7 protein-coding genes are annotated in these 11,330 nt (G+C 71.6%); 5 read left to right on the top strand and 2 right to left on the bottom strand.

The window, feature by feature from the left end:
* Window positions 1-75: 75 nt before the first annotated feature.
* Complete coding sequence (locus WME83_RS52175; protein ID WP_437317181.1) at window positions 76-1,581, top strand: serine/threonine-protein kinase; 1,506 nt, start codon at window positions 76-78, stop codon at window positions 1,579-1,581.
* A gap of 142 nt (window positions 1,582-1,723) precedes the next feature.
* Window positions 1,724-4,132: a hypothetical protein gene (locus WME83_RS52170; protein ID WP_437317180.1), complete on the top strand. Its 2,409-nt coding sequence runs from the start codon at window positions 1,724-1,726 to the stop codon at window positions 4,130-4,132.
* A 138-nt stretch (window positions 4,133-4,270) separates the two neighbouring features.
* On the opposite strand, the gene WME83_RS52165 is transcribed toward WME83_RS52170, so the two are convergent.
* Together WME83_RS52165 and WME83_RS52160 are read right to left on the bottom strand one after the other, a co-directional pair.
* The gene (locus WME83_RS52165; protein WP_437317179.1) at window positions 4,271-5,413 is read right to left on the bottom strand and encodes a Gfo/Idh/MocA family protein; all 1,143 of its coding nucleotides are present in this window, start codon (window positions 5,411-5,413) and stop codon (window positions 4,271-4,273) included.
* A 160-nt stretch (window positions 5,414-5,573) separates the two neighbouring features.
* Window positions 5,574-6,815, bottom strand: a complete 1,242-nt coding sequence (locus tag WME83_RS52160) for a sugar phosphate isomerase/epimerase family protein (protein WP_437317178.1) — start codon at window positions 6,813-6,815, stop codon at window positions 5,574-5,576.
* A gap of 493 nt (window positions 6,816-7,308) precedes the next feature.
* Here WME83_RS52160 and WME83_RS52155 point away from each other — a divergent pair, with 493 nt between their 5' ends.
* From WME83_RS52155 to WME83_RS52145, 3 genes are all read left to right on the top strand, one after another.
* Window positions 7,309-9,390: a serine/threonine-protein kinase gene (locus tag WME83_RS52155; protein WP_437317177.1), complete on the top strand. Its 2,082-nt coding sequence runs from the start codon at window positions 7,309-7,311 to the stop codon at window positions 9,388-9,390.
* 177 nt (window positions 9,391-9,567) lie between these two features.
* Entirely contained in the window at window positions 9,568-10,671 is a 1,104-nt protein-coding gene (locus WME83_RS52150) for a serine/threonine-protein kinase (protein ID WP_437317176.1), read from the top strand.
* A 7-nt stretch (window positions 10,672-10,678) separates the two neighbouring features.
* Window positions 10,679-11,329 (top strand): hypothetical protein, encoded by a 651-nt coding sequence (locus tag WME83_RS52145; protein ID WP_437317175.1) that lies wholly within the window; start codon window positions 10,679-10,681, stop codon window positions 11,327-11,329.
* Window position 11,330 lies beyond the last annotated feature (1 nt).

The raw sequence follows: 11,330 nt of genomic DNA, 5'->3' as shown, positions 1-11,330 counted from the left end.
CGACGTGAGCGGCGTTATCGCGTCCGAGGCGCGCGGCGCCGGCCGCGCGGGCGGCGCGTGGTATCCTGTCTCCGCGTGACCAACAACCTGGTCCCGGGCGCCCTGGTGGCGAGTCGCTATCGGGTCGATCGCCAGCTGGCCGAGGGAGGCATGGGGGTCATCTGGGCCGCCACCCACCTCGCGAGCGGCGAGCGTGTCGCCTTGAAGCTGCTGCGTCCCGGCGCGACGGAGGACGCCTCGACCCGCCGGCGCCTGCTCCGGGAGGCGCGCGTGGCCGCCGCGGTCGATCACCCGAGCGTGCCGTCCATCCACGACGTGCTGGAGCTCGACAACGGGACCCCGTTCCTCGTGATGGACCTGCTCGAGGGGGAGTCGCTCCGCGACAGGCTCGTGCGCGAGGCGCAGATCCCCCTCCCCGAGCTGTCGCGCATCCTGCTGCCGGTCATCTCGGCGGTCGGCACCGCGCACGCCCTGGGCATCGTCCACCGCGATCTCAAGCCCGACAACATCTTCCTGCTCGCGCCCGACGTGGCCGCGCCGCCGGGCGCGCCCGGGGAGGGCCCCGGCGCCGGCGCCGCCGACGAGAGCTGCTGCGTCGCGCCGGCGCCCTGCGTCCCGGACGACGACGCGGGCGCTCGGGTCAGGGTGCTCGACTTCGGCATCGCCAAGCTCACGACGGCGCACGGCGTGACCGGCTGGACCTCGGGGCGCACCGGGACCGGCGAGATGCTCGGAACCCCCTATTACATGTCGCCCGAGCAGATCCTCGGCGAGCACGACGTCGATCACCGCACCGACCTCTGGTCGCTCGGCGTCATCCTCTACGAGTGCCTCACCTCGGTCCGGCCCACCGAGGCCGAGAACATGGGCAAGGTGCTGAAGCGGATCCTGACCGGCGCGATCCGGCCGATCGGGGAGATCGCGCCCGCGCTGCCCGCCGACGTCGCGGCGATGATCGATCGCATGCTGCGCCCGGACCGCGCGCAGCGCCCCGCGGATCTCCGCGAGGTCGGCGCGCTGCTCGCGCGCTACGCGGGCGTCGCGCTCCGCCCCTTCGGCCCCCCCGCGGCGCCGAGGGAGCCGGAGAGCAGCGACGCGCTCGCCCCGAGCGCCCGCCTCAGCGACCCGGGCGCCCGCATCAGCGACGCGCTCTCGACCGGCGCCGCCGATCTGGACGGGGAGGCGTCGACGGCGACGCTGCGCGCGGGCAGCCTCCTGCCGGCGCCGCCGTCGAGCGCTCCGATGTCCGCGCGCCGCGCCGCGGCGGCCGCCCTGGAGGCGCAAGGCGGCGCGGCGCCCTCCGCGCCGCCCGCGGCCGGCGGCGCCGCCGCGCTCCTCGACGCCGGCGCGGCCGCCCCGCCGGCGAGGGCGCGCGCCGCGAAGGGCGCGGGGCTCACGCTCTTCGCCGCCGGCGTGCTCATCGCCGCAGGAGCAGGCCTGTCGCTGCTGCGCTGTTCGACCTCCCGGGCCGAGGAGGCGCCGCGCCTCGTCGCGCCGGCCGTGACCGCGCCGAGCGACACGGGCGCGCCGGCGCGCGCCGAGGTGCGCGAGCCAACTACGGATCATCCGGAGATGCCTTGAAGGAAACACCCGAAGACCGCGCGTACGGCGTGTCCTGACTGCTGTCGTGACGCGTTGAGACGGCGTTCGGGCAGGGTCGGATTCCTGTTGCGCCGCGCTCCTGAACAGGGTGACGCTCTCTCACCTTCTTAGGAGAGAGGCAATGCCTACCGAAGTCATCGTCCGGATCCGTTCCCCCCGCGGGATCGTCGACCTGCCTGGCACGGTGGACGCCGTCGGACCGGCCGCGCCGTCGGCGTTCGAAGAGCGCAAATCCACGCCGGGCATTCACCTGCTGGCGACGGCGACGAGCGACAGCGACTATGCCATCTCGCTCCAGGCGCCGGTGCCCGCCGAGAGCCTCACGGCGCTCCGGGAGCGCGAGGGCGATGCGGTGCTCGTGATCTTTCCGGGGCGCACGCCGGTGCGCCGGCGGCTCCAGGCCGTGTCCGTCTCGACGGTCGAGGTCGTCCCGGATCAGGGCGTGGCGTCGCAGGCGGCCCCGCTCGACCTGACCGCCGGGCGCGAGGGCGCCGCGCCGCTCTGGCTCCTGCCGGTCGGGGTGTTCAGCACGAGCCCGGCCCTCGGCCCCGACGGGACCGCCGCCCGGGACGCCCTCGTCACCGCCGCCCGGTGGATCTCGTCGCGGCGGACGAGCACCTTCACCCAGCTCTTCCCGCCGAGCGCGTTCCATCCGGAGGAGCCGGTGCGCAAGGAGCGGCTCTCGGCGGGCCGGGGCATGGCGCTGCTCGATCAGGCGCGGGCGGCGATCGAGGTGGCGGCCGTGGGCGGCGAGGAGGCGAAGCGCGATCCGGTCGGGGCCGCGACCCTCCGCTCGGCGGCGGTGACCGTCCTGTCGCACCTCATCGCGACGTCGCTGGACGACCGCGGCTTCGCGCCGGTCGCCGAGCGCGCCGCCGAGGAGATCTTCGCGCTGATCGAGAAGGAGGCGGGCGACGAGACGGCCCGGCCGGCGCTGCGCGCCCACGCGATTCACCTGCTCCAGCTGCGCGCCCCGGCGCTCACGGCGGCCCAGCAGGAGCGCGCGCAGGGGCTCGTGCGCGGGCTGCTCCGCGAGGCGCCGCCCTACGACGAGCTCACGGGCCCGTGGAGCTTCGCCATCTGCAGCGCCCCGGAGTTCCACGAGGGCGAGTGCCGTATCCTCGTTTCGAAGTACGGCTTCACGCAGATCCCGCTCCCGCCCGAGGCGCCCCCGTCGCCGAGCGGCTGGAGCCCTTACCGCGCCTTCGAGGCCCCGTTCAAGACGCCCGCCGGCGAGCCCATCCGCGTCTTTGCGCGCACGGCCACGCCGCGCGACGAGAACCTCGAGATGGGGATGACGTTCTTCATCGGGCTGCTCATCAACCGTCACGCCCAGCTCGGCGCCTTCGATCTCCGCGCGGCCGCGGTGAAGGTGCGGCAGGAGGGCTACAAGCTGATGATGAACTCGCAATGCGCGGGGCTCACCACGCGCTTTGCCATCTCCCAGATGTTCCCTGACGCGGACATCTATTCATCGTGGGACTCGACGTATTTCCGGGTCGGGTCGGACGGGGCGGTCAGCTCCTCCGAGGGGCTCGATTGCTTCGTCGCCGCGCTGCGCGGGATGAGCGAGCGCGCGTCGCACGCCGAGCTCGACGCGCGCATCCGGGAGGCGCAGTGGCACCACCCGCAGGCGCAGGTCCCCGGGTTCTCGCAGTTCGTCGGGCCCTCGCACCCGCTCGTCGTCGCCCGCTACTCCGACGTGAACCGGGACGGGCGCGCGGATTATTACGACGGCTTCCTCGACTTCCAGCTCACGGAGATCGCCGAGGACATGGATGCGTCGATGACGCCGCGCGACCCGGGGGTGAGCGCGTCGCAGATCAGCGGAGACGCCGCGGCGGGCCTCAACTGGGCGGCGGGCAGCCTCAATCGCGTGGCGCAGTACTCCGATATCTGGGCCGGGCTCGCGGGCCACAGCGAGCTCTATTATGTCTTCCAGTCCGGCGGCTTTTACAGCCACCGCGAGCCGCCGCACGACGTGCCCACCGGCAAGGCCGCGCAGCAGGATCTCGGGCGGCTCCCGGCGGTCACCCGCTATCAGGAGACCAAGGACGCGCTCGGCGGCCTCTCGGTCGAGGTCATGTTCCACAGCCACCTGAGCCACGCGGCCCAGGAGCTGAAGCGCGTGCTCTGCGCGGCCGACGCGATGCGCCGCGCCTTCGATCTCGGCTATCTCTCGGGCGGAGAGGCCCTGTCGACGCCGCGGGGCCAGCGCTGCGCCATCCTCCTCACGATGGCCGGTCTCCTGGAGTTCCCCGCGGATCAGAACTTCATCGACGGCCTGTGGTCGATGGCGCTCAAGGCGCTGCGGCTCCCGGAGGTCTCCCGCAGCACGGTGCGCGCCTGCATCACCGAGGAGGATCACGAGATGTCGAACTACTACGGTTCGCGGCGCGGGCTGGGCCAGCTCTTGGCGGCGCTCGAGAAGAGCGATCCGGTGACGTTCGAGCAGCTCGGCACGGACGATCCGCTCGTGGGGAGGCTGGCGGAGCTCGATCTGGAGGCGGGGGAGCGGCCGGTGGGCTGAGGGAGGCGTGGAATGACCCCGGGCGCCACCTCGTCGAGCGGCGCTCGGTGAAGGTCGGACAGCCGAGCTCCCGGGCGGGAGCGAAGGGAGCGATCGAGAAAATCCTCGCTGGGGCGGTGCCCACCGGGGTATTTCCGTCTACAGATCAACCCAGATCGCGCCCTTCCTGGAGCTCTCCACCGCCTTGACGACGAACTGGATACCCCGGACGCCGTCGTGGACCGTGGGATAGCCGCCCTGGGGCGCCTGCCCGGACTTCGCCCGGCGGATGTCTGCGCAGACGTTCTTGTAGATCGTCGCGAAGGCCTCCAGGTAGCCCTCGGGATGGCCCGAGGGCGTGCGGGTGCACTCCTTGGCGGCTTCGCCCATGTAGCCCTGGCCGCGTCCCCAGGTCTCCCATCCCTTGCCCTTCGGCTTCACGACGAGGTAGTTCGGGTTCTGCTGGTGCCATTCCAGGCCCGCCTTGGTGCCGTAAATGCGGATGTTCAGGTTGTTCTCCTCGCCGCAGGCCACCTGAGAGCAGGTGAGGACTCCCTTGCCGCCGTTCTCGAGGCGCAGCAGCATGTTGGCGTCGTCGTCGAGGGTGCGGCCCGGGACGAAGGAGGTGAGATCGGCGCACAGGGACGTGATCTTGAGCCCGGTGATGTATTCCAGCAGGTTCTCGCCGTGGGTGCCGATGTCGCCCACGCAGTTGGAGACGCCGGAGCGGGCCGGGTCCGTGCGCCAGGCCGCCTGCTTCTGGCCGGTCTGCTCGATGGGGTCCATCAGCCAGTCCTGGATGTACTCCACGAGCACCTTGCGGATCTCGCCGATCTCGCCCTTTTGGACCATCTCGCGCGCCTGCCGCACGGCGGGATAGCCGGTGTAGTTGTGGGTGAGGCCGAAGACGAGCTTGCTCTTCTCCACGAGCGTGGCGAGTTCCTGGGCCTCCTCCAGGTTGTAGGCGAGGGGCTTGTCGCACACCACGTGGACGCCGGCCTCGAGGAAGGCCTTGGCCACGGGGAAGTGCATGTGGTTGGGCGTGGCGATGATGACGAAATCGATGCCGTGGGGGTGCTTGGCCTCCTCCACCGCCATCGTGCGGAAGTCGTCGTAAGAGCGATCGAGGTACCACGCCTCGGCGCTGGCCTTGGCCCTGGCCGGGTCGGAGGACATGGCGCCGGCCACCACGAGGGCCTGGCTGTCGAGCTGGGCCGCGATGCGGTGCACCGAGCCGATGAACGCCCCGGCGCCGCCGCCGACGATGCCGGCCCGGAGACGTCGCTTGGTGATGTCGGACATGGGAAGGACCTTTCCTTGGTTTCGATTCTTCGAGGGTTCTTCGTCCTTGGCGCTCGGCTCTTCGTCGTGGCCTCGCGGGCCGCTCTTCCACCAGGAATGAACGACTGCGTCCCGAGAAGCTGTCTCTGAGGACCGAGGGCCGGCAGCTCCCGGCGAATCTTCAAGTCCTGTACGCCTGCCGCCCGAAGCCCTGCACCGGGATGCCCTGGGCCGGCATGACCTCGTTCTGCAGCGCGAACATGCAGGCCGCGGCCTCGTCGATCTTGCGCGTGAACGCGAGGGAGCCCTTGAGGATGGGCTTCAGCTTCTCCTTGTCCTGTACGCGCGCCGGCGGGAACTCGTGCTCGACCACGAGGGGGGTGTTGGCGACGTCGAGCTCGAGCAGCTCGCGGGCGGCCAGCTGGTGGTCGAGCCAGTCCACGGTGCGGTTCTGGAGGTAGCCGAGCGGGTCGTGCCTGGCCGTGCCCGGCAGCTCGTGCATGCTGTAGGCCACCTGCTTCTTCCAGGCGTTGACGAGGTCGGACGCGTCGCCGGAGACCTCGCCCTGCTTCCAGTCGCCGCGCTGCATCACCTGGCCCTGGTAGCCCCAGGCCGCCACGCCCTTGGCATCGATCACCTGGCCCTTCACGTGGAAGCCGGCGATGAGGAAGGCGTAACCTGCGTCCTTGAGGTACTGGAAGACGGAGCGGGTGTCCTGCCCCATGAGGATGGCGTGGGAAGGATCGTAGTGGATGCGGAGCTGGTCCCCCACCCCGTGCTTCTCGGCGATCCGGTGGAGGGCGATCCAGGCCCCGGGCACGTGTGCGATGTTGTTGACCCAGAGATCCGTGGGGTTCCAGCCGGGCATGGGACACTGCTCCACCCGGTACTGCAAGCCGCGGTCCTTGGCCGCCTTGAGGAGCGGGACGAACTCCTTCTCGAACATGACCAGGTTCTGGTCCATGCTGAGCTTGATGTTCCGGCCCACGAAGCCACACACCGCCCTCGCGCCCAGGAGGACCGCCGCGTCCATGGCTTTGACCATGAAGTCGTGCTTCTTCTTCCGGTTGGCGTCATCGTCGGTGAGCAGGTTGTCGAAGTAGGCGACGTCGGTGATGCCGATGCGCGCCTCCTTCATGGCGGCGAGCACGCGGTCCGCGCGCTTCCTGTCGAGGGGCTTGCGCAGGTCGAGGGTGTTGGCCACCGGGTCCAGCATGGCCTCGGCGGGCACGTCGCTCTCGGTCGGGTGCAGGGCCGCGGAGAGCTGGATGTTCTCCACGTCCAGCTCGCGGGCAAACTGCAGCCAGTCCTCGATGGCCCGGTCGGGGTCCGCGTCCCGCGCCTCCCGGGGAGTCAGCTCCTGGAGGGCGGCGGTGAGGACGCTCATCTTCATGAACTTGGGCTCGAACGCTCTGGCGGCCATGGTAGGATCCTCCTTCTGCGGGCTCCGCTGCCACGGAGCCCAAGGTAGCGGTTGCCCGTGATCGCGGTTGGGGATCTATAGCTATCCGGCCAGAGCGCCCCAAGGGAAGCCCCGGCGCGGCCGTCGCGCCGGACGCGGAGAGGTCGCCGCGATCCGACCGAGGGCGCGCGCAGATGAACGGACGAAGCTGGCGATGGCCTGGCGCAAGGGCTCCTCGCCGGGAGGCCCGCCATAGGCACCCGCGAACGCCTTCACGTAGGCGTCATCGCCGGCGACACGAGCGACCCGCAGACACGGGTCGAGGCCAGTCGCGCAGGGCTCGATGCACCGCTCGATCGCCGCCGCGGCCCACGCGAGAGGGCGGCCCCTTTCAGCCGGAACGGTCCCTTCAGGAAGAGAAACATTCCAATTTGGGTGTATTCAACCCCGTCGCGCGTGCGGGTCCGATTGCTCGACGCCCCTCGGGGACGATGTCGTACACTCGCTCAGAACGATGTTTTCGGAGGCCATCGCTCGGATCGGGCTGAAGCCAGGGGACGATCCGGGGCTGCGCCAGCACAAGGTGATTCTCACGGTCACGGCCGCGCTCAAGGCGGGCGCGTGCCCCGTCTGGGCGATCGCCTATGCGGCGAGCGGGGATGTCCGCTCGGCGGCGATCCCGCTCGGCTACGTGGTTTGCACCGTCCTCAGCCTTGTCCACTTCGCCCGGACCAAGGCGTTCTCGGGCTTTCGCTTCCGCCAGGCGCTGCTCATCTTCGTGCTGCCGTTCCTCATGCACGCGAGCCGGGGCGGGTTCGTCGCCTCGAGCGGCGTCGTCCTGTGGGCGCTCCTCGCGCCGCTGACCTTCTTGCTGTTTCACGGGTCGCGCGCGTCCATCCCGTGGTTCACCGCCTACGCGCTCCTCGTGGTGCTCGCCGGCGCCGTGGATCCCCTGCTCGCGGCGCACGCGCCGCCCACGGCCCCGGCCCTCATCGCCTGCTTCTTCGCGATGAACATCCTCACGGTGTCGGCCATCGCCTACGCCGCGGTGCAGTACTTCGCGCGCCAGCTCGCGGAGGAGCAGGACAAGCTCGCGGAGCTCGTCGCCTCCTCGGCGCAGGCGCTCGACGACGTGGCGACCTGGTCGTCCGCCGCCGCGGCGCAGGTCGCGGAGGCCATCGGGGCGCGCGAGGTCGCGGTGTGGAAGGCCGACGAGCAGCGGATGGTCAGCCTCACCGAGACCGCCACCGAGGCCCCGTCGGCCGAGGAGCTCCGGAGCGCCGCGCTCGCGAGGAGCTTGCTCCCGAGGTCGTCGGACGTCGTGGTCCCCGTCGTCGGCCTGTCGGGCGACATCCACGGCGCCCTGGTCGTCGTCGGGAGCAGGGTCGCGTGGAGCGACACGACGAGGCGCCTCGTCGACTCGTTCGCTCACCACCTCGGCAGCGCGCTCGAGCTGTCGCGCCTGCGCAAGGAGCTCGCCAGCGCGGCGGAGCGGCGGAGGGCGACCCTCGAGGACATGGTGGGCCGCGGGATCGACGTCCTGCACATGTGCCCGAGCTGCCACCGCTGCTACGACCAGAACGCGCAGCAGTGCAGCGACGACGGCGCCCCGCTGAGCATGCCGCGGCCGTTCCCTTACCGCATCGCGGGGCGATATCGCCTGACCCGGGTCGTCGCCGAAGGCGGCATGGGCCGCGTGTTCCAGGCCCACGACGAGCGGCTCGGGCGCAAGGTCGCCATCAAGGCCATCCGGACAGAGCACTTCCACAACGACGACGTGCGCGCGCGCTTCGAGCGGGAGGCGCGCCTCGTCGCGCGCATCCAGCACCCGTCGGTCGTCGAGGTGTACGACTCGGGCGAGCTCGAGGACGGCTCGCGCTACATCGTGATGGAGTGGCTGGACGGCTGCAATCTCGCGCACGCCATGCGGCACAACGGGCCCGGGACGCCGCCTCAGGTCGCGCTCCTGCTGCGCGAGGGGGCGTCGGCGCTCGGGGCCGCGCACGCGGCGGGGCTCGTGCATCGCGACGTGAAGCCGGAGAACATTTACCTGGTCCCGTCGACGTCTCCGGGCGGCTTCCGCGTGAAGATCCTCGATTTCGGCATCGCCAAGGAGATGTCCGCCGACGCCTTCACGACGTCGACGGGCGTGTTCCTGGGAACGCCGTTCTACATGGCGCCCGAGCAGGCGAGCGGCAGGCCGGTGGACGCGCGCTGCGATATCTACTCCTTCGCGGCGGTCGCCTATCAGGCGCTCACCGGGCGGCGCGTCGCCGGCGGAGAGGAGCTCCTCACGGTCCTGTCGAGCTTCTCGCGCGCCGCCCCGCCGCCGGTCTCGTCGCTCCTCCCGGGGACGCCGCCGGAGGTCGACGACGCGTTCGCCAGGGCGCTCGCGCTCTCGCCCGCCGAGCGCCCGGACAGCGTCGAGGCGTGGGTGAGCTCGTTCGTCGATCGGCTCGACGGGCTGCCCCGGCGGTGCCCGGGCTGGCGCATCTCGGGCGTCACGCACGATCTGGACGACTTCGGCCGCGTCGAGACGGTCCGGATCAACGAGCCCGCGGCGAAGCTCCCGTCGGCGGCGCCGCGCGCGTCGTGAGCGCGGTCGCCGCGCCGGGAGGCGCTGCCGCCGCGCCGTGAGGCCGTGACGCGCGGTAACGCGCCGAACGCGGCGTAACGCGCGGTGACGCGCCGTAACGCGAGGTTGCCCCGCGGCGCGGGAGGTGGGGCCTTGCAAAGAGGGCCGCGGTGGGGCTATGCCCGGAACGGGACCTCCATGCTGTGCCCTCGCTGCCACCGGCGGTACGCGGACGACCACCGCTTCTGCCCGCACGACGGGGAGAGGCTGGTCCAGAGCCTCGACATCCGGCGGATCCGGGCGAAGCCCACCGAGCACGCGGGCGCCGTCATCGCCGATCGGTACCGGGTGCGGGGGCTGATCGGCAGCGGCGGCATGGCGCAGGTGTTCCTGGCCGAGGACACGCAGGGCGGCGCGCCGGTCGCGCTGAAGCTCCTGGAGCCGAGGCTCCGCCGCGAGCCCAAGGTGAAGGCGCGGTTCCTCCTCGAGGCCAAGGCCGCGGCCACGGTGGTGCACCCGAACATCGTCGAGGTCCTCGACATCGGCCTTCACGAAGGGTCTCCGTACCTCGTCATGGAGTTCCTCTTCGGAGAGTCGCTGAGCTCGCTGCTCCTGCGCGAGAAGCGGCTGTCGCCGGAGGCCGGCGTCCCCATCCTCCTGCAGGCCGCCGCGGGCCTCGGCGCGGCGCACCGCGCGGGGATCGTCCACCGCGACGTGAAGCCCGCCAACGTGTTCCTCGTGGGCGAGAAGGGCGACGCCTGGGCGGCCAAGGTCGTCGACTTCGGCTTTGCCAAGCTGTACGAGCACTCGGGGCTCACCCAGGCCGGGGTGACCGTCGGCACCCTGGAGTACATGGCGCCGGAACAGACCATCAGCGACCCGCCCGACGCGCGCACGGACGTCTACGGCTTTGGCGTGCTCATGTACCGGATGTTCTCCGGCCGGCTCCCCTTCAGCATCACGCGGGGCTCCTCCCCGGCGCTCTCGTCGGCCATGGAGGAGGCCATGGTGCTGGCCAATCAGCTCATGACGCCGCCCCCGCCGCCCCACCTGGGCGCGAGCCCGGCGGCGAGGTCGCTCGAGGCGGTGATCCTGAAATGCCTGCGCAAGCGGCCGGAGAACCGGTATGCCTCGATGGAGGCGCTCGCCGAGGATCTCGGCCGGCTCGGCCGGCCGGGCGCGCTCGCGGCGGACGCGCCGGTAGCGTCGCCCGACGTGTACGCCGCGCAGACGCCGTACGGAGAGCACGCGGCGCGGTTCCTGTACAAGCAGCTCGGCAGGGTGTACGGCGCAGCGCCGTAGCCGCGACATGCCCCGATCGCGCCGCTCCGCACGACGCCGCGCCCCTGCGCTGGCCGCCTGCGCCGCCCTCCTCGGCGGGCCGCACCCCGCGGGCGCGGCGCCGGACGGACCGCGCGAGGCCGTCGCCGCCGCGGCGCCGGGAGGCCCGCGCCAGGCCGCCGCGGCGGCGGCCGCCACGGAGCCCGACATCCGCCTCACCGTGCCCTGGCTCCTCGTCCAGCTCGTGCCGAGCCCCGAGCTGTGGATTGGCCCCGGCGAGGCGCATTTCGGGGTCCGCTGGCAGGTGACCCCGCTCCTTTACTCGTTCGGGATGAACCGCAAGCTCTCGCCGTGGCGCGCGTTCGTCGTGGAGCCGCTCACGCGCCACGCCGGCTCGCTCGAGCTCTTCGGCTCTCCCGAGTACATCGCCCGTCCGGGCGCGTTCGGAGAGCGCTGGATCTTCCGGGGCGGCGTCCGCGCCTATTTCCCGCTCCTCCACCGGGGGGATTACATGTCCTTCTCGCTCGGCGGCTCGGCGATCTACGCGCGCGAGCGGCTCGGCGCCTCGTACGAGGCGGGGGTCTATACCCTCTTCGGCGCCCTGGGCGCCCAGGTGAGCTACACGCCGACGGCCGCCTTGCGATCGACCACGATCACGCTCAGCATTCGCTATTTCTGAC

Source organism: Sorangium sp. So ce385, assembly GCF_051474135.1.
GTDB classification, from domain to species: Bacteria; Myxococcota_A; Polyangia; order Polyangiales; family Polyangiaceae; genus Sorangium; species Sorangium cellulosum_D.
Note: the sequence above shows the minus strand (reverse complement) of the source record. Positions and strands in the feature narration are given on the sequence as shown.